The 18,472-nt window shown below is 63.6% G+C and carries 16 protein-coding genes; 7 read left to right on the plus strand and 9 right to left on the minus strand.

Translation table 11 applies throughout. From position 1 onward, the window contains the following. From pilW to THI_RS10120, 8 genes are all read right to left on the minus strand, one after another. Window positions 1–852, minus strand: coding sequence for a type IV pilus biogenesis/stability protein PilW (gene pilW / locus THI_RS10085; RefSeq protein ID WP_013106157.1), 852 nt, complete (start codon window positions 850–852; stop codon window positions 1–3). A gap of 14 nt (window positions 853–866) precedes the next feature. Further along, the gene (gene rlmN, locus THI_RS10090) at window positions 867–2,006 is read right to left on the minus strand and encodes a dual-specificity RNA methyltransferase RlmN (protein ID WP_013106158.1); all 1,140 of its coding nucleotides are present in this window, start codon (window positions 2,004–2,006) and stop codon (window positions 867–869) included. A 67-nt stretch (window positions 2,007–2,073) separates the two neighbouring features. Beyond that, window positions 2,074–2,499, minus strand: a complete 426-nt coding sequence (ndk, locus tag THI_RS10095) for a nucleoside-diphosphate kinase (RefSeq protein ID WP_013106159.1) — start codon at window positions 2,497–2,499, stop codon at window positions 2,074–2,076. A gap of 77 nt (window positions 2,500–2,576) precedes the next feature. Further along, window positions 2,577–4,265 (minus strand): 23S rRNA pseudouridine(2605) synthase RluB, encoded by a 1,689-nt coding sequence (gene rluB, locus THI_RS10100; RefSeq protein WP_013106160.1) that lies wholly within the window; start codon window positions 4,263–4,265, stop codon window positions 2,577–2,579. An 18-nt stretch (window positions 4,266–4,283) separates the two neighbouring features. Continuing rightward, window positions 4,284–5,009, minus strand: coding sequence for an SMC-Scp complex subunit ScpB (gene scpB / locus THI_RS10105; protein ID WP_013106161.1), 726 nt, complete (start codon window positions 5,007–5,009; stop codon window positions 4,284–4,286). A 230-nt stretch (window positions 5,010–5,239) separates the two neighbouring features. After that, entirely contained in the window at window positions 5,240–6,301 is a 1,062-nt protein-coding gene (locus THI_RS10110) for a 2Fe-2S iron-sulfur cluster-binding protein (protein ID WP_013106162.1), read from the minus strand. Between the two features lie 94 nt (window positions 6,302–6,395). Continuing rightward, window positions 6,396–6,734 carry a P-II family nitrogen regulator gene (locus tag THI_RS10115; RefSeq protein WP_013106163.1) on the minus strand — a complete coding sequence of 113 codons (339 nt, stop codon included), beginning with the start codon at window positions 6,732–6,734 and terminating at the stop codon, window positions 6,396–6,398. Between the two features lie 62 nt (window positions 6,735–6,796). Then, the gene (locus THI_RS10120) at window positions 6,797–8,479 is read right to left on the minus strand and encodes an NAD+ synthase (protein ID WP_013106164.1); all 1,683 of its coding nucleotides are present in this window, start codon (window positions 8,477–8,479) and stop codon (window positions 6,797–6,799) included. On the opposite strand from THI_RS10120, the gene THI_RS10125 reads away from it, so the two are divergent. After that, entirely contained in the window at window positions 8,478–9,650 is a 1,173-nt protein-coding gene (locus tag THI_RS10125; RefSeq protein ID WP_013106165.1) for a GNAT family N-acetyltransferase, read from the plus strand. The two genes, THI_RS10120 and THI_RS10125, sit on opposite strands and share 2 nt — an antisense overlap. Window positions 9,651–9,662: 12 nt before the next feature. On the opposite strand, the gene THI_RS10130 is transcribed toward THI_RS10125, so the two are convergent. Further along, window positions 9,663–10,151, minus strand: coding sequence for a low molecular weight protein-tyrosine-phosphatase (locus THI_RS10130; RefSeq protein WP_013106166.1), 489 nt, complete (start codon window positions 10,149–10,151; stop codon window positions 9,663–9,665). On the opposite strand from THI_RS10130, the gene THI_RS19335 reads away from it, so the two are divergent. From THI_RS19335 to pepN, 6 genes are all read left to right on the plus strand, one after another. Next, complete coding sequence (locus THI_RS19335) at window positions 10,150–10,533, plus strand: hypothetical protein (RefSeq protein WP_231836153.1); 384 nt, start codon at window positions 10,150–10,152, stop codon at window positions 10,531–10,533. The genes THI_RS10130 and THI_RS19335 overlap by 2 nt on opposite strands. Before the next feature lie 218 nt (window positions 10,534–10,751). Then, a complete protein-coding gene (grpE, locus tag THI_RS10140; RefSeq protein ID WP_013106168.1) occupies window positions 10,752–11,282 on the plus strand; it encodes a nucleotide exchange factor GrpE in 531 nt (176 codons plus the stop codon). 98 nt (window positions 11,283–11,380) lie between these two features. After that, complete coding sequence (dnaK, locus tag THI_RS10145) at window positions 11,381–13,333, plus strand: molecular chaperone DnaK (protein WP_255356473.1); 1,953 nt, start codon at window positions 11,381–11,383, stop codon at window positions 13,331–13,333. Window positions 13,334–13,430: 97 nt separating this feature from the next. Continuing rightward, window positions 13,431–14,561 (plus strand): molecular chaperone DnaJ, encoded by a 1,131-nt coding sequence (gene dnaJ, locus THI_RS10150; RefSeq protein ID WP_013106170.1) that lies wholly within the window; start codon window positions 13,431–13,433, stop codon window positions 14,559–14,561. A 70-nt stretch (window positions 14,562–14,631) separates the two neighbouring features. Continuing rightward, window positions 14,632–15,736 (plus strand): peptide chain release factor 2 gene (gene prfB / locus THI_RS10155; RefSeq protein ID WP_141130570.1). Its coding sequence is split into 2 segments (ribosomal slippage): window positions 14,632–14,712 and window positions 14,714–15,736, totalling 1,104 coding nucleotides; the frame shifts between segments, so codons are not numbered across the junction. 43 nt (window positions 15,737–15,779) lie between these two features. Then, window positions 15,780–18,452, plus strand: coding sequence for an aminopeptidase N (pepN, locus tag THI_RS10160; RefSeq protein ID WP_013106172.1), 2,673 nt, complete (start codon window positions 15,780–15,782; stop codon window positions 18,450–18,452). The last annotated feature ends 20 nt before the right edge of the window (window positions 18,453–18,472 follow it).

An 18,472-nucleotide genomic window follows, 5' to 3' on the forward strand; every position in this document is an offset into this window, starting at 1 on the left:
TCAGTAGTTCAGCAGGGCGGAATCATCAAACTTCCCCTGCTGCGCGGCGATGGCTTCACGCGAGTCTGGAAAGCGCTGTACGAGTTGATTGGTCCACAGCGCAGCGTCCATCGCATTACCCGCCTTGCGGGCAATCAGAATGCCGACCCAAAGCGACTGGGCGCTGGCGTACTGACCACTGTTGACGCGGGCAATGTAGAACAGCGCTTCCTTGGGCTTGCCCATGCGGTCGAGCACGACAGCCAGATTGGTGGACAACGCAGGATTGCCCGGATCGAGCGCGAAGCCCTTTTTGAGCGTGCCTTCCGATGCAGCCAGATCACCAGCGCGGTATTGGCACACACCCAGCGCCAGATAAGTGCGCACCGGATAACGGTAATTCTGGATGGCCAGGGCCTTGTTGAACTGAACGAACGAGTCCGGATAGCGACGCTGCTGACAAAGGAACCAGCCATAGTTGTGCAGCGCATCGGGATTGTCCGGCGAGAGCCGCAGCGCCTCGCGGTAATTGGCCTCGGCCTTGGCGGTGTCGTTCAACGCGGTATAGATGAGCGCGCGCATGGTGTAGGCGGGCACGAAATCAGATTTCTCTGCCAGCGCCTTGTTCACCTCTTCGAGCGCCACGGTGAACTGCCCGCGCTGGTAGTAGCCCTCGGCGAGTTCCAGACGCAACTGAACACGCTTGAGAACATCGGTCTGCTGGGTGCTCAAAGTCGCGCCCGAGCCCATCTCTGCCGCACGCTGCGTCTGCGTGGCGCAGCCGCCGAGCAACGCGGCGCCTGCCATCAGCAAACCGAGTACGGCTACCCGCCAAGCCGAAACGTGGGACCGCGCACAAAGATTCAGGAACATGGGCAAAGTCTCCCTCAATGACCCAGGCGGGCCGCATTGGGCACGGCAGCAGCCTGCTGCATGCGGATGACGCGGCGGGTGCGATCCTGCACCTCGCCCGCCAGTTGACCACAAGCGGCGTCGATATCGTCGCCGCGGGTTTTGCGCACCGTGGTGACCAGGCCCGCATCGAGCAGCACCTGGGCAAACGCCGCGACCCGCGCCGCGGAAGATCGCTTGAGCCCGGACTGGGGAAACGGGTTGAACGGAATCAGATTGAACTTGCAGTTGACCTGCGCAGCCCGCACCAGCCGCACCAAATCTTGAGCCAGTGCCGGGGTGTCGTTCACACCGTCGAGCATGCAATATTCGAAGGTGATGAAGTCGCGCGGGGCAAAGTCGAGATAGCGCTTGCACGCCGCCAGCAGTTCGTGCAGCGGGTACTTGCGATTGAGCGGCACCAGTTCGTCGCGTAGCGCATCAACGGGCGCATGCAGCGAGACCGCCAGCGCCACCGGACAATCCTGCGACAACCGGTCGATCATGGGCACCACACCCGAGGTGGACACCGTGACACGGCGACGCGACAGACCGTAACCATCGTCGTCGAGCATGGTGCGCAGCGCGGGAACCAGCGCGCTGTAGTTTTGCAGCGGCTCGCCCATGCCCATCATCACCACGTTCGAAATCGCGCGCTCGCCGCCCGGCAGACCCAACTCGCGCCGCATGGTGAACTCGGCGTGCCAGAGCTGGGCAAGAATTTCCCAGGTTTGCAGATTGCGGCTGAAGCCCTGATGCCCGGTGGAGCAGAACTTGCAGTTCACCGCACAGCCGGCCTGAGACGATACGCACAGCGTGTTGCGCTGCGCCTCTGGAATGAACACCGCCTCGACGGCGTTGCCCTGCCCGACATCGAACAGCCATTTCACCGTGCCATCGGCCGAGCGCTGTTCGCTGAGCACAGGCAGCGCGGCGATGTGCGCGTGCTCCCGCAAGAATTGGCGCAAGGGCTTGGCCAGATCGCTCATGGCCTCGAAATCGGCCACGCCTTTCTGGTGCATCCAGCGAAAGACCTGCCGAGCGCGAAACGCCGCATGGCCGTGACGCCCGAACCACTCCACCAGTCCGTCGCGATCGAACTGGAGAAGATTGGTGGAGGTCAGTTCGCCAGACATGGGCGCGGCATCAACGGGGAATCGACGGGGAGATCAGCAGACTAATCAGCAAACGATCAGCAAACGATCAACGGGAATAGATCGCCATCGCCGGGAAGAAGAAAGCGATTTCCTGCGCCGCGGTTTCCGCCGCGTCGGAGCCATGCACGGCATTGGCATCGATGCTGTCGGCGAAGTCGGCGCGGATGGTGCCGGGGGCGGCTTTTTTCGGGTCGGTTGCGCCCATCAGGTCGCGGTTCTTGAGAATGGCGCCTTCGCCTTCAAGCACCTGGATCATCACCGGGCCCGAGATCATGAAATCCACCAGATCCTTGAAAAACGGACGGGCCTTGTGCACCGCATAAAAAGCTTCGGCCTCGGCGCGCGACAGATGCGCCATGCGCGCAGCGACAATTTTCAGACCGGCCGACTCGAAACGGGCGTAGATCTGGCCGATCACGTTTTTGGCAACGGCGTCGGGTTTGATGATGGAGAGCGTGCGCTCAATGGTCATACTTTGCTCCTGAAATCAAAGGGTTAATTCATCATTGTAGACAGCACCGAACTTGTGCTGCGGGTCACACACTGGGCTCAGCGCCCGCCGCGATTGCCACCGCCACCGCCACCTCCACCGCCGCCGCTGCGTCGGCGCCCTCCCGAGGGGCCGCCCCCACCGCCCGTGCGATGCGGCCCAGCATCTTTGTGGATGTAACCGAAACTGGTTTTCATCGGATCGGGCTGCGAACTGCCCTGCTTGCCGCCCGATTTGCGGCGCGATTGTCCGCCGGGCTTGTTTCCGGTCGAGAAATTGCCTGCGCCCCCCCAGGAACCGCCGCCGCTGCGCACCACCGGGCTCTTGCCGAACAGCGCCTCGACCGTGGTGCGGGCATAGCTATCCGGCCCGGGCTGCTGCTGGTCGCCGCCCTGCCCCTTGCCGCGTCCGCCGCGGCCACTGCCACGGCTGTCGTTGCGCCGTCCGCCCTGGTTCTGTCCGTTCGGGCGGCGCGCGGGGCGGTCTCCCGCACCTGAAGGTGCCTCGCCGCTGCGACCTTGCAGCGCCTGCACCAGCGATTTGTCGAGCTCGACAAAATCGCCGCGGCGCAGCCCCGCAGGCAGCACCACACTGGCATAGCGCACCCGGATGAGACGGCTCACCGTCAGCCCAACCGCCTCGAACATGCGACGCACTTCGCGGTTGCGGCCCTCGGAGATGACCACGCGCCACCAGCGATTGGCGCCCTCGCCGCCCGCCTCTTCGAGACTCAGAAAACGCGCCGGGCCATCGCCCAACTGCACGCCCTCTAGCAATTCGTCGCGGGCTGCCGCGTCAAGCTCGCCCAGAACCCGCACGGCGTATTCACGCTCGGCACCGTAGCTCGGGTGCATCAGCCGGTTGGCCAGGTCGCCCGAGGTGGTAAACAGCAACAGGCCTTCGGTGTTGATATCCAGCCGCCCGACTGCAGTCCACTTGGCCCCTTGCAGCTTGGGCAGATGCTGAAACACCGTGGGACGTCCTTCCGGGTCTTTGAACGACACCACTTCACCCGTCGGCTTGTGATAGGCCAGCACGCGGGCCTGGGCCGGCCGCAGGCGGCGCTTGATGATCTTGCCGTTGACGCGAATCTGGTCGGTCGGCAGGATGCGCTGGCCCAGATGCGCCGGTTCGCCGTTGACCGAAACCCGCCCGGCCAGGATGAGGTCTTCCATCTCGCGACGTGAACCCACGCCGCTTTGTGCCAGCACCTTATGCAGCTTGGGCGCGTCTTCGGCCGGGGCCAACACGCGGCGCACGATCTCGGCGGTTTCCGCCGACTGATCGTAAGTGCCCGAAATCACATCCTGAATCTGCACGCCCACCAGCGGCGCGGGCGCCGCGGCGGCGGGTGTCGTCGCCTCAAGCTGCGGCGCCTGCGGCTCGGTCTGGTGACGCGGGCTTTTCGGTGAACGTGGCGGACGCGCCGTGCGCTTGGGCTCAAGCGACCGCAGCGGCTCAGCCTGCGGGCTCGCCTCGGCGGCCTCTGCCACGCCGGCGTCTGCACTCTCGGCGGTTTGCGTATCAGGTTCGGCCGACAAAGCAGCCGCCGCTTCAACCGCGGGCGGCGCAACAGCTTCGCCAGACTCCGGCGCTGTGCCCTCTTCGGTGCTTGCAGCCGCGGTCTTGCGCGGCGTGCGGCGAGGGGCGGCGCGTGTCTTGCGCGCTGGCGGCGTATCGGCCACGGCCTCCACGGCCTCGGGCGCGGGGTTGAGTTCGGGGGAATCAGGCGAGTCGGTAGAGCTCATGGTGCTGTCCGTTCAAGGTCAGTCGTTCGGCAGCGCACCTTCGGGCGCACTGCGGGGCATAGAGGCCGGCTGCACGACTTCGGTCGTTTCAGACGGAGGATGGTGTTCACCGGGTTCAGCGTCGACCGCGGCAGGGTCTGGCGCTTCTTGCCGTGGGGTTGCTTGCGGGGCTTCCAGACTCTCGATTTCAGGCAGGCGCTGCTGAAGGCCGTCGAAATTCGGCAGCATGTCGCCGCGCTCGCCCAACGGGGGCAGGGCGTCGAGGGTTTTCAGTCCGAGATCGTCGAGAAATTGCGCCGTGGTGGCCAGCAGGGCCGGTCGGCCCGGCGCTTCGCGGTGGCCGATCACCTCCACCCAGCCCCGGTCTTCAAGCTGACGGATGATCTGGGCATTGACCACCACCCCGCGAATCTCTTCGATGTCGCCCCGGGTCACGGGCTGACGGTAGGCGATGATGGCCAGCGTTTCCAGCACGGCGCGCGAATACTTTTGCGGCTTCTCGGGATAGAGCCGGTCGAGAAAAGGCTGCATCTCCGCCCGGCTTTGAAAGCGCCAGCCCTGCGCCAGCCGCACGAGCTCGACGCCGCGCTCCTGCCAATCGCCGCGCAATTCATCGAGCAGCGCGCGCACGGTGTCGGCGGCGATCGTGTCGTCGAACAGGCGTCGCAGTTCAGCGACGGAAAGGGCTTGGGAAGCACAGATCAGCGCGGTCTCGAGGACCCGCTTGGCCTCTTGCGTGTTCATAGATACCCGGTAAAGGGCGGTATCAGCCGGAACTCGTCCGCTGTGCCGCAGGTGCCCGAAGGCGGGCGCGATGTGTCAATGCGTGGCGCTCAATCAGCGCCCCCAGAGCCAGGCTGCACCTGACCCGCCCCCCCCTTTTGGGGTCAAGAAAACTTGGGACGGCCCCGCGTTTCCCTGAGAGTTGTGAAGTGATTTTAATACGTCTGCGCAGCGCACTTGCCGCTCACGCTTCAGGCGGCAGGGGCAAGCTCTGCTGTTACGGGCGGGTAGAACGCGTCGGCGTGCAGATCTTTCTCCGGCAGGCCCCGTTCCAGCAGTGACGCGCTGATGGCCTCGACCATGCCCGGCGGCCCGGCCAGATAGACCTTGGAACCGGCAAAGTCGGCCACCTGCTCCAGCAGATGCGCGGCCAGCGGGCGATGCACGGCCTGCGGCGGATCTCCCGGTTGCGCCTCGTCCAGCGCAAGGTGATAGCTGAAGTTGCGATAGCTGCGGCGCATCTGCTCCATCTGCTCCAGACCGTACACATCGGCCTGATTGCGAAATCCGGCAAACAGCACCACGGGTTCGAGCTTGCCGTTGTCGAGCGCGGTCTGCGCCACACTGAGCATGGGTGCCAGGCCCGTGCCGCCGCCCACGGCGTAGAGCGGCCCTTGGTGGCGCGGGCGAAAGTAACTCGTTCCCATCGGCCCACGCACCAGCAGCTGCGCGCCAGGACGAATCACGCCACCCAGCAGGCTGCTCAGCGCCCCGGTCGGGGTGCGGCGGATGTGAAACTCCAGCAGATCGTCATATTCCGCATCGACAGGCGTGCTGGCCATGGAGAAATCGCGCGCGATTTCCTGCCCATCCACCTCGACCACGATCTGGACATACTGGCCGGCCGAAAAAGTGAAGGGAATGCCCTCCATGTCGGCGAACTCGATGTGCAGCCGCAGCGCGAAAATATCCTGCGTCAACGGCTCCAGCGCCACCACGCGGCACAGCAATTTTCGCTCGGGGTGCGCGATCAGATCGTCGCTATCGGTCAGCCGGATGGTGATGTCTTCGCTCAGAATGGCACGGCAGGCCAGAATGATGCCGCTGTCCCGCTGCGCATCCGGCAGTGCCTTGGGGTCGTATTTTTTCAGCTTGACCTGACCCGATTCGAGCACGCACTTGCACGAACCGCATTCCCCCGACTTGCAAGAATAACGAATCGGCACCTGATGCCGCCTGAGCAGCTTCAGCAGATTCTCGTCGGGGTCGGCAAGAAGATCGGTTTCTGCCGGGAGGATGTGAACGCGGGGCATGGAGTGAATGCTTTCAAGAAACTCGCCAGGCCGCCCCAAGAGTTTCTTGTCCCTTGAGGGGAAAACTGAGCGAAGCGAAGGTTTCGGGGTGGGCTTAAACCGCGACTTCGCCCGTCTCGCCGGTGCGAATGCGCACGACCTGCTCGACGCTGGTGACAAAAATCTTGCCGTCGCCAATTTTGCCGGTACGCGCCGCCTTGACGATGGACTCGATGGCCCGCTCGACCTGGTCTTCCTTGATGACGGCTTCGACCTTGACCTTGGGCAGGAAATCCACCACATATTCGGCGCCGCGATACAACTCGGTATGCCCCTTCTGACGGCCAAAACCCTTGACTTCGGTCACTGTCAGGCCGGTGACGCCAATCTCCGCCAAGGCCTCGCGTACCTCGTCGAGTTTGAACGGCTTGATGATGGCGGTGATGAGTTTCATGTCAGGGCTCCTCGGTGTGATTGAAGACGGAATTTAACTGGGGATGCGCGAATCGGCAGAATTCAGAACGATTCCCGGAATTTTGAGGTGATCGGATAGCGCCAATCGCGGCCGAATGCGCGGTGGGTGACGCGGATGCCCGGAGGGGCCTGCCGCCGCTTGTACTCCGACAGTTTGAGCAGGTGTACCACGCGCTCGACATCGGCCCGGGCGTAGCCTGCGGCCAGCACGGTTTCCACCCGTTCGTCCTGCTCCATATAGCGCTGCAGAATGCCGTCGAGCACGTCGTACGGAGGCAGACTGTCCTGATCGGTCTGATCGGCGCGCAGCTCGGCGCTGGGCGCCCGGGTGATGATGCGCTGCGGAATGACCTCGGCCTCGCCCATTGCGGCCGCGTGCGCGTTGCGCCAGCGCGCCAGCTCCCAGACCAAGGTCTTGGTCACGTCCTTGATGACGGCGAAACCCCCGGCCATATCGCCATAGAGCGTGGCGTAACCCATGGCCATCTCGCTCTTGTTGCCGGTGGTCAGCACGATGCGTCCGCTGTTGTTCGACAGGCCCATGAGCAAGGTGCCGCGAATGCGCGCCTGAATGTTCTCCAGCGTGGTGTCGCCGGGGTGCTCGTGCAACAGCGGGGCCAGCGTGGTGCGAAAGGTTTCGAACAGCGGCGTGATGGGCAGCACGTCGTACCGCACGCCTAGGCGCTGCGCCATTTCTGCGGCGTCGTCGAGCGACATCTGCGCGGTGTATTGCGACGGCATCATCACCGCGCGCACTTTGTCGGCGCCGAGCGCATCCACCGCGATGGCCAGCACCAGCGCCGAATCCGCCCCGCCCGACAGCCCGATGAGCGCCCCCGGAAATCCGTTCTTGCCCAGATAGTCGTGCACCCCGAGCACCAGCGCCGCATACACCTCAGCATGGTCGGACTTCAACGGCGCCACATGCGCCGGAGTCTGCTTGAGCACCTCGCCGCCGGTCACATCGACGCGCAGGATGTCTTCGACGAATTGCGGCGAGCGTGCCACGAGCTCGCCTGCGCGGTCGAGCACAAAAGACGCGCCGTCGAACACGATCTCATCCTGCCCGCCCACCATTTGCGAGGCGACCAGCGCCATGCCGTTTTCCAGACAGCGCTCGCGCATCACCCGCTCGCGCTCCGCCGTCTTGCCACGGTGATAGGGCGAGGCATTGAGCACCAGCAACACCTGAGCGCCGGCCGCGCGGGCCATGCGCGGCGCATGCGGCAGCCAGGCGTCTTCGCAAATATTGATGCCGAAATGCGTCCCCCCGGCCTCGAACACAACCGGCTGATCGCCCGGCGCGAAATAACGGCGTTCATCAAACACCTGATAATTGGGCAACTCATGCTTGCAATAGGTCGCTTCGACCACGCCGCCCCGCAGCAGCGACGCCGCGTTGCAGGCCACCGCCTGCTGGGTCGAGGCGATCCGCGGCGCTTCGGCGGCGGCCAGCCCCAGCGGATGCCCGACGACCAGCGCCAATTCCGGCAGATCCGACAGGTCATGCGCAAGCTGCTTCAATGCGGCAGCACTGGCTTGCAGGAAGGCCGGGCGCAGCAACAAGTCTTCCGGGGGATAGCCGGTCAGCGCCAGCTCCGGGGTGACGACCACGCGCGCGCCCTGCGCATAGGCCTGCCGCGTCAGGCGAGCGATCTGCGCCGCATTGCCCGCAAGATCGCCCACGGTCGGGTTGCATTGAATAACAGCGAGTTGGAGAGTCATGGCTGAGGATTTTCGCACCGAGTTGTCGGACGCGGTGAGCGCACTGCCCGCCGCTGACTGGGAGAGCCTGGTCGCGGCAACCCCCGGCGCCACGCCGTTTCAGCGCCATGTCTGGCTGAGCGCGCTGGAGCAAAGCGGCTGCGTGGGCGCAGAGACCGGCTGGCAGACCGTGGTCGTTTTGTTGCGGGATGCCAGCGGCGCGTTGGCCGCCGCCTGCGCGCTGTATGTGAAATCGCACTCCTATGGCGAATACGTTTTCGACTGGGCCTGGGCCCGCGCCTATGCCGAGCATGGCCTGCCCTACTATCCCAAACTCCTGCTCGCCGTGCCCTTCACTCCCGTGGGCGGTGCCAAGTTGCTGGGGCGCGACGCCACCGCGCGCAAAGCGCTGCTCGGCGAAATTCTGGCCATTGCCCGGCGCAGCGGGTTCAGCTCGCTGCACGCCCTGTTTCTCGACCCGCAGGAGGCCCAGTGGTGCAGTGCGCTCGGTCTGTTAGAGCGCACCACCCTGCAGTTTCATTGGCGCAATCCTCCCGCAGAAGGTGGCGCGGTTTGGCCCGACTTCGAGGCTTTTATCGGCAATTTACGGCACGATAAACGCAAAAAGATCAAACAAGAGCAACGCCAGGTACGCGATGCCGGAGTTTGTTTCCGCGCCCTTGTCGGGGCAGAAATCACCGAATCGCACTGGGATTTTTTCACTCGCTGCTATCAAACGACCTACGCCCTGCACGGCTCCGATCCCTACCTGAATCGCGCATTTTTTCAGACCATCGGCGCCCAAATGCCCGAGCACTGCCTGCTGTTTATCGCCGAACGAGACAGCCAGCCCGTGGCCAGTTCGCTCGTCCTGCTCGACCCGCAAAGCCGCATCGCCTACGGTCGCTACTGGGGCGCCGTCGCCCACATTCCGGCCCTGCACTTCGACGCGTGCTATTACCAGCCCATCGCCTGGTGTCTGGCCCATGGCTACACCACCTTCGAAGGCGGCGCACAGGGCGAGCACAAAATGGCGCGCGGACTGCAACCCGTCGCCACCCGCTCGGCGCATTGGCTGGCGCACCCGCAGTTTTCGCGGGCGGTGGAAGACTATTTGGAGCGTGAATCAGCCGCTCTCGCCGAGCATCAGAACAGCCTGCAAGAGCGCCTGCCGTTCAAGGAAGTGCAGTGAACCCGCGGCGCTTCAGGCCCGCTGCGCCAACTGCTTTTCGATGAAGGCGAGCAGACCCGCGCTGGCCTGCTCCACCAGATCGAGTACCCGCTCGAAATCGCGCTCAGTACCGTAATAGGGATCGGGCACGGTGGCCACCGGCGCCTGCGGCGCAAAACTCAAAAACAGTCGGCAGCGCGAGGCAAACTGCGGCGGGCATCGCTGCTCCAGCAAGGCGAGGTTGTCCCAGTCCATCGCCAAGAGCAGGTCGAAACGCGAAAAATCCGCATCTTCGACAGCTCGGGCACGCAGGCCAGCGAGGTCGTAGCCCCGCTCCAGCGCATGACGCTGGCTGCGACGATCGGGCGCCGAGCCCACGTGGAAGGCGTGGGTGCCGGCCGAATCGATGCGAACCCGCTTTTCCAACCCGGCTTCACGCACTCTGGCGCGAAATACGCCCTCGGCGGTTGGCGAGCGGCAGATATTGCCCATACAGACAAAGAGCACGGAAAACTCAGACATGGTTGAACTCACAGGAATGCAGAAATTCGGTAGACGCAATAGACATTATCCGGGCTGCAAGCCATCGAAATCACAAGTTTTGCAAAGTTGTGTCAACCCAAAGACCGGGACACGCATTAAGCCTCTGATCCAGCTTGGATCGTTTCCATCCCAAATATTGAAAGTGCATCCCATCATGAAAAAAATTGCTGCCACGCTGTTTGCTTCCCTGTTCGCCACCGTCGCCATGGCGCAAACTCCGGCCCCGGCTGCCCCTGAAGCCGCCAAGCCCGAAGCCCACAAGGAAATGAAAAAAGAGCACAAAAAGGTCGAACACAAGAAGGTTGAGCACAAAAAGGCCGTGCACAAGGAAATGAAAAAAGAAGAAAAGAAGGCTCAGTAAGGCCTTCGCCTAGACGCTAGGCGCTCCGGCATGACGGCAGTACCTGCCGTACTTGCCCATCGAAATCCCCCGCAGCAGCACCCGCGGGGGATTTTTTCATTCCGCATCGGAAAAACTGGCCTTCCTGACGAGCCGACAGGCTCTTGAAATTCGGCAAGACACCCCCACGCTGGAAAGGTCATTTTTTATAACCGCGCGCTCACGCCGCGCTCGCGACCATGCAGACTGATCCCCAGACCCCTCCTTCCGACGATCCGCAAACCGCTGACGGTGTGCATCAGGAGTTGATTCCCGAGCCCGTCCTGAGCGACGAGCTGGCGCAGGCCCAGGAAGAAATCACCAAGCTCAACGACCAATTGCTGCGCGCCCGCGCCGAGGTGGAAAACATCCGCCGCCGCGCGGAAGATGAAGCCGCCAAGGCACGCAAGTTTGCGGTGGAAGGCTTCGCCGAATCACTGCTCCCGGTCAAGGACAGCCTGGAGGCGGCGCTGGCCGACACCAGCGGCAAGCCCGATGTGCTCAAACAAGGCGTGGAACTCACCCTGAGCCAGCTCAAATCGGCCTTCGAGCGCAACCGCCTGCTGGAAATCGCTCCTGCGGCTGGAGACAAATTCGACCCGACGTTGCACCAGGCCATTTCGGTGCAACCGGCCGAGCAGCCTTCCGGCACGGTGGTTTCGGTGCTGCAAAAAGGCTATCGGATCGCTGAACGCACCCTGCGTCCGGCACTGGTCACGGTGGCGCAATAAGTCGCTGCATGGGTATGGCCAGATTCGCAAGACTTGAATTCACAACAAGCTTCCTCATTTAACTAGCAGTTAAAAATCAGCGCCCCGCGGCGCGGCACATTCGGAGAATTTCCATGGCAAAAATCATCGGTATCGACCTGGGCACCACCAATTCTTGCGTGGCGGTCATGGAGGGCAATACGCCCAAGGTCATTGAGAACAGCGAAGGCGCACGCACCACGCCATCCATCGTCGCCTATATGGAAGACGGCGAAATTCTGGTGGGGGCTTCAGCCAAGCGCCAATCGGTCACCAATCCCAAAAATACGCTTTACGCCGTCAAGCGCCTGATTGGCCGCAAGTTCGGCGAAAAGGAAGTGCAGAAAGACATCGACCTGATGCCCTACAGCATCGTCAAGGCCGACAACGGCGACGCCTGGGTGGAAGTGCGCGGCAAAAAGCTCGCGCCGCCGCAGATCAGCGCCGAAGTGCTGCGCAAGATGAAAAAGACGGCGGAAGACTATCTCGGCGAGCCGGTCACCGAGGCGGTGATCACCGTGCCGGCCTACTTCAACGACAGCCAGCGCCAGGCCACCAAGGATGCCGGGCGGATCGCTGGTCTGGAAGTCAAGCGCATCATCAACGAGCCCACCGCCGCAGCCCTGGCCTTCGGTCTGGACAAGCACGGCAAGGGCGACCGCAAAATCGCGGTCTACGACCTGGGTGGCGGCACCTTTGACGTGTCCATCATCGAGATTGCCGACGTCGAGGGCGAAAAGCAGTTCGAGGTGCTCTCCACCAACGGCGATACTTTCCTGGGCGGTGAAGACTTCGACCAACGCATCATCGACTACATCATCGCCGAGTTCAAGAAGGAGCAAGGCGTCGATCTGAGCAAGGACGTGCTCGCGCTGCAGCGCCTGAAAGACGCGGCCGAAAAGGCCAAGATCGAACTGTCGAGCTCCACCCAGACCGAGATCAACCTGCCCTACGTCACGGCCGATGCCTCCGGTCCGAAGCACCTGAACCTCAAACTCACCCGCGCCAAGCTGGAGTCGCTGGTTGAAGAGCTGATCGAGCGCACCATCGCGCCCTGCCGCACGGCCATCACCGATGCCGGTGTGAAGGTGGGCGACATCGACGACGTCATTCTGGTCGGCGGCATGACCCGTATGCCCAAGGTGCAGGACAAGGTGAAAGAGTTCTTCGGCAAGGAGCCCCGCAAGGACGTGAACCCCGACGAGGCCGTGGCCGTAGGCGCGGCCATTCAGGGTTCGGTGCTGGCAGGCGACCGCAAGGACGTGCTGCTGCTCGACGTCACCCCGCTGTCTCTGGGCATCGAGACCATGGGCGGCGTGATGACCAAGATGATCACCAAGAACACCACGGTGCCGACCAAGCATGCGCAGGTCTATTCCACCGCGGATGACAACCAGCCTGCGGTGACCATCAAGGTGTTCCAAGGCGAGCGCGAAATGGCGGCGGGCAACAAACTGCTGGGCGAGTTCAACCTCGAAGGCATTCCGCCCGCTCCCCGCGGCGTGCCGCAGATCGAGGTGACCTTCGACATCGACGCCAACGGCATTCTGCACGTCAGCGCCAAGGACAAGGGCACCGGCAAGGAGAACAAGATCACCATCAAGGCCAATTCCGGCTTGAGTGAAGAAGAAGTGCAGCGCATGGTGCGCGATGCCGAGGTGAACGCGGCAGAAGACCACAAGAAGCGCGAACTGGTCGATGCCCGTAACCAGGCAGACGCTGCGGTGCACAGTGTGCGCAAATCGCTCTCGGAGTATGGCGACAAACTGGACGCAGGCGAAAAATCGGCCATCGAAACTTCCTTGAAGGAAGCGGAAGAGGCGATCAAGTCGGAAGACAAGGCTGAGATCGAGGCCAAGACCGCCGCCCTGCTGACCGCCAGCCAGAAGCTGGGCGAAAAGATGTACGCCAGCCAAGCCGCTGAACCCGGCGCGGCCGGTGGCGCCTCATCCGGTAGCGGTGGAGGCCAGGCTGCAGGTGACGACACCGTGGTCGATGCCGAGTTCAAGGAAGTAAAGGACGGCAAGGCCTGATCGTCTTCAGACTTGAAGTCTCCCGACGGGAGGGCCGCTAAACGCGCGGCCCTCCCGTTTGTCCATTGTTATTGAACCGATTCGCAAGGCAGAACCCGTGGCAAAACGTGACTACTACGAAGTCTTGGGCGTGAGCAAAAACGCCTCGGAAGACGAGATCAAGAAGGCCTACCGCAAGCTGGCCATGAAGCACCACCCCGACCGTAATCAGGGCAACAAAGACTCTGAAGAGCAGTTCAAAATCGTCAAGGAAGCCTACGAGTGCCTGTGCGACACCCAGAAGCGCGCCGCCTATGACCAATATGGCCATGCCGGGGTTGATCCCTCGGCAGGCGGCTTCGGCGGATTCGGAGGCGGGGCGGGGGGATTTGGCGACTTCGGCAACATTTTCGACGAGATTTTCGGCGGCGGGCGGCGCGGTGGCGGCGGGCCGCAGGTTTACCGCGGCAACGATCTGAGCTATTCACTGGAAATCAGCCTCGAAGATGCCGCAAACGGCGTGAACAAAAGCCTGCGCATCCCCGGCTGGGAAGAATGCAGCACTTGCCACGGCAGCGGCGCCAAGCCCGGCACCAAGCCCATCACCTGCACGACCTGCCATGGCAGCGGTCAGGTGGCGCAGCGCATGGGACCGTTCGCCATGCAGCAGACCTGTCCGACCTGCCACGGCACGGGCAAGCTCATTCCCGAGCCCTGCCCGGCCTGTCATGGCCGTGGCCGCATCCAGAAGCAGAAGACCCTGGAAGTGCAGATTCCCGCGGGCATCGACTCGGGCATGCGCATCCGCTCCACGGGCAACGGCGAACCCGGCGTCAACGGCGGGCCGCCCGGAGACCTGTATGTGGAAATCCACATCAAGCAACACCCGGTGTTCGAGCGCGATGGCGACGACCTGCACTGTCACGTTCCGGTGAGCATGGCGAAGGCGGCTCTGGGCGGCGGCATCGATGTGCCCACGCTGGGCGGCAAGGCGGAAATCGACCTCCCCGAAGGCACGCAGGCCGGCAAGACCTTCCGCCTGCGCGGCAAAGGCATCAAAGGCCTGCGCTCGAGCTATCCCGGTGACCTGTATTGCCACATCACCGTGGAGACGCCGATCAAGCTCAACGAGGAGCAGAAGCGTCTGCTGCGCGAGCTCGACGAGTCGCTGAAAAGGGGCGGCGATCGCCACTCGCCGCAAGCCAAGTCATGGTTCGACAAGGCCAAGGAATTCTTCAAACCGGTTTGAGCCAACGACCAAAGTGCAAGGCAGGGGCAAGGGGTGCGAAAATAGCGCCCTTTGTCATCTCAAGAGCATCATGGACGCAGAACGCCTCAACGCCATCTCCAACCGAATTACCGACCTCCAGCAGCGCGTTCAAGCGCTAAGGGGGTATCTTTGACTTCGATGCTAAGGCGTCGCGGCTAATGGAAGTTGCAGGGGCGCTCGAAGACCCGCAGGTCTGGAACGACCCCAAACGAGCGCAAGAGTTGGGCCGCGAGCGCAAGTCGCTCGAAACCGTGGTGCTCGGGCTGGAGAGCCTGACCACGGCGCTGGCCGATCACAGCGAGCTGTTCGAGATGTCGCGCGAGGAAGGCGATGACGCCACCTGCGAAGCCATCGAGGCTGATGTCGAGAAGTCCGCCGACGAAGTCGAGGCGCTGGAGTTCCGCCGCATGTTCTCCAACCCGCTCGACCCGAGCAATTGCTTCATCGACATTCAGGCCGGCGCCGGTGGCACCGAGGCCTGCGACTGGGCCAGCATGCTGCTGCGGCAGTACCTGCGTTACTGCGAACGCAAGGGCTTCAAGACCGAGGTGATGGAAGAGACCGAGGGCGACGTCGCGGGCATCCGCAGCGCAACGATCAAGGTCGAGGGCGACTACGCCTACGGCCAGTTGCGCACCGAAACCGGGGTGCATCGCCTGGTGCGCAAGAGCCCGTTTGACTCGTCCGGCGGACGCCACACCAGCTTCGCCAGCGTGTTCGTCTACCCCGAGGTGGACGACTCGATCGAGATCGACATCAACCCTGCGGACGTGCGCACCGACACCTTTCGCGCCAGCGGCGCCGGCGGCCAGCACATCAACAAGACCGACTCGGCGGTGCGCCTCACGCACATTCCCACCGGCATCGTGGTGCAGTGCCAGAATGATCGCTCGCAACATAAAAACCGCGCCGAAGCCTGGCAGATGCTGCGCTCGCGGCTGTACGAGCACGAGATGCGCAAACGCATGGCCGAGCAGCAGACGCTGGAATCGACCAAGAGCGACGTGGGCTGGGGCCACCAGATCCGCAGCTATGTGCTCGATCAGAGCCGCATCAAAGACCTGCGCACCAACGTCGAAATTTCCAACACCCAGAAAGTGCTCGACGGCGATCTCGACGAATTCATCACCGCCAGCCTGAAGTCCGGCCTTTGAACCTCAACCTGATCCCCATTGCCCCGCTGAACTCCGCACTGCCATGACCGCCAAACCCGACACGCCTGCCCGCATCATCCGCCTGGCGGAGTACACCCCGCCGTCCTACGCCATCGACAGCGTGCACCTGCGCTTCGATCTCGACCCCGCCAAGACCCGCGTGCACAGCCGCATGGCGGTGCGTCGCCTTGAAGGCGCAGCCGAGTCCGCCCCGCTGGTGCTCGACGGCGAAGACATCACCTTGCTGACCCTGAAGGTAAACGGCGAATTCGTCGCCTTCCGCCAGGACGGCAACACCTTGGTGCTAGACAAACTGCCCGAGACCTTCACACTGGAAATCGAAACCCTCAATGTCCCCCAGGCCAACACCCAGTTGGCAGGGCTCTACATGTCGGGCGGCGCGTTCTTCACCCAGTGCGAGGCCGAGGGCTTTCGCCGCATCACCTACTGGCCCGACCGCCCGGATGTGATGAGCCGCTTTCACGTCACCCTGCGGGCCGACAAGGCGCAGTACCCGGTGCTGCTGTCCAACGGCAACCTGGTGTCGCAGACCGACCTGGACGGCGGCCGCCATGAAGCGGTGTGGGACGATCCGTTTCCCAAGCCCTGCTACCTGTTCGCCCTGGTTGGCGGCAATCTGGTGTGCCGCGAACAGACCGTGCGCGCCGCGTCGGGCAAGACGCATCTGCTGCAGGTCTATGTGCGCGCGGGCGATCTGGACAAGACCGAGCACGCGATGGAGTCGCTGATCAAGGCTATCGCGTGGGACGAACAGCGCTTCGGCCTGAGCCTCGATCTGGATCGTTTCATGATCGTGGCGGTGAGCGACTTCAACATGGGGGCCATGGAAAACAAGGGCCTCAACATTTTCAACACCAAGTATGTGCTGGCCAATCCGGCCACCGCCACCGATGCCGACTATGACGGTATTGAGAGCGTGGTCGGCCACGAGTACTTCCACAACTGGACGGGTGACCGCATCACCTGCCGCGACTGGTTTCAGCTCAGCCTCAAGGAAGGCCTTACCGTCTTCCGCGATCAGGAATTCAGCCAGGATCTGGCCGCCGCTTCGGGCGGTGAATCCGCGCGCGCGGTCAAGCGTATCGAAGACGTGCGGGTGCTGCGTACCGCGCAGTTTTCCGAAGATGCCGGTCCGATGGCGCACCCGGTGCGCCCCGAGCAATACCAGGCCATCGACAATTTCTACACCGCCACCGTCTACGAAAAGGGCGCCGAGGTGGTGCGCATGATGCAGACTCTGGTGGGACGAGCCGGTTTCCGCAAAGGCATGGATTTGTACTTCCAGCGCTTCGACGGCCAGGCCGTGACCTGCGACGACTTCGCCCAGTCCATGGCCGACGCCAACCCGGACTCCGCGCTGGCGCAACATCTTGCCGCCTTCAAGCGCTGGTACAGCCAGGCTGGCACCCCGCGCCTGCACGCCAGCGGCGCGCTCGATACCGCTGCCCGCACCTACACCCTCACCCTGCGCCAAACCTTGCCCGACACGCCCGTTCAGACGGGTAAACAGCCGCAGGTCATTCCAGTCGCCACGGGCTTGCTCGACGCCCGGGGCAACGCCCTGCCCCTGTGGCTGCAAGGCCAGGACAAAGGCACGTCGACCGTGCTGGTCCTCACTGAAGACCAGCAGACCTTCGTCTTCGAGCAGATCGATGCCCACGCAGTCACGCCCTCATTGCTGCGCGGCTTCTCCGCCCCGGTCATCCTCGACTACGCCTACACCGATGCCGAGTTGCTGCATCTGCTCGCGCACGACGCCGACCCGTTCAACCGTTGGGAAGCGGCGCAGCGCCTGACGCTGTCGCGCCTGCTGGCAGCCGTTCGCGGCGAGGCGCTGAACCTCGATGCGCCCTATCTCGACGCGCTGCGCGCCGTGCTCCGCGACCCGAAGCTCGATCCGGCGTTCAAGGAACTGCTGCTCACCCCGCCTGGCGAGGCCTACATCGCCGAGCAGCTTGAAGAGGTCGATCCTCCTCGCATCCACCGCGCCCGTCAGGCGCTACGCACCGTGCTGGCGCGAGAACTTGCGCAGGACTGGCAAACCCTCTGGGACACCCTCACGCCCGAAGGCGGCTACAGCCCCGACTTTGCCAGTGCCGGTCGCCGCGCCCTGCGCAATCTGGCCCAGGCACATTTGTGCGAACTCGGACAGGCGACTTGGCTGGGACGGGTCTATCAACGCGTCAAGGATGCCGACAACATGACCGACCGCTTCGCCGCGCTGGCCGCGTTGGTACATGTCGGCGCCGATCTGACCAAGCCCGCGCTGGAGCGCTTTGCCGCCCAGTTCGCCGGTGAAGCCCTGGTCATGGACAAATGGTTCGCGCTGCAGGCCAGCGCGCCCGACCACGACGGGCAGCAACTCGACCGCGTGCGCGCGCTGATGCGGCATCCCGCCTTCTCCATCCACAGCCCCAACCGCGCACGCAGCGTGCTGTTCGCCTACTGCCAGGCCAACCCCGGCGCCTTCCACCGCGCCGATGGTGCGGGCTACGCCTTCTGGGCCGAACAGGTTCAGGCGCTCGATGCCATCAACCCACAGGTCGCCGCCCGGTTGGCGCGGGCTCTCGACCGCTGGCGCAAGCTCGCGCCCGCCTATCGCGAAGCGGCGCAACAAGCGCTACGCACCGTGGCAGAAAGCGCCACGCTGTCTTCCGACACCCGCGAAATCATCGAACGCGCCCTGGCCGACTGATCGCGGCGCGCCCCTTTCCT

This window comes from Thiomonas arsenitoxydans (assembly GCF_000253115.1).
Lineage (GTDB): Bacteria > Pseudomonadota > Gammaproteobacteria > Burkholderiales > Burkholderiaceae_C > Thiomonas > Thiomonas arsenitoxydans.

Bases quoted from the DNA above. Each gene is read 5' to 3' on its own strand.
- THI_RS10125 (WP_013106165.1), top strand. From the start codon at position 8,478: ATGGCTGAGGATTTTCGCACCGAGTTGTCGGACGCGGTGAGCGCACTG.
- grpE (WP_013106168.1), top strand. From the start codon at position 10,752: ATGCAGACTGATCCCCAGACCCCTCCTTCCGACGATCCGCAAACCGCT.
- scpB (WP_013106161.1), bottom strand. From the start codon at position 5,009: ATGAACACGCAAGAGGCCAAGCGGGTCCTCGAGACCGCGCTGATCTGT.
- rluB (WP_013106160.1), bottom strand. From the start codon at position 4,265: ATGAGCTCTACCGACTCGCCTGATTCCCCCGAACTCAACCCCGCGCCC.
- pilW (WP_013106157.1), bottom strand. From the start codon at position 852: ATGTTCCTGAATCTTTGTGCGCGGTCCCACGTTTCGGCTTGGCGGGTA.
- THI_RS10110 (WP_013106162.1), bottom strand. From the start codon at position 6,301: ATGCCCCGCGTTCACATCCTCCCGGCAGAAACCGATCTTCTTGCCGAC.
- THI_RS19335 (WP_231836153.1), top strand. From the start codon at position 10,150: ATGGTTGAACTCACAGGAATGCAGAAATTCGGTAGACGCAATAGACAT.
- THI_RS10130 (WP_013106166.1), bottom strand. From the start codon at position 10,151: ATGTCTGAGTTTTCCGTGCTCTTTGTCTGTATGGGCAATATCTGCCGC.
- ndk (WP_013106159.1), bottom strand. From the start codon at position 2,499: ATGACCATTGAGCGCACGCTCTCCATCATCAAACCCGACGCCGTTGCC.
- rlmN (WP_013106158.1), bottom strand. From the start codon at position 2,006: ATGTCTGGCGAACTGACCTCCACCAATCTTCTCCAGTTCGATCGCGAC.
- THI_RS10120 (WP_013106164.1), bottom strand. From the start codon at position 8,479: ATGACTCTCCAACTCGCTGTTATTCAATGCAACCCGACCGTGGGCGAT.
- pepN (WP_013106172.1), top strand. From the start codon at position 15,780: ATGACCGCCAAACCCGACACGCCTGCCCGCATCATCCGCCTGGCGGAG.
- THI_RS10115 (WP_013106163.1), bottom strand. From the start codon at position 6,734: ATGAAACTCATCACCGCCATCATCAAGCCGTTCAAACTCGACGAGGTA.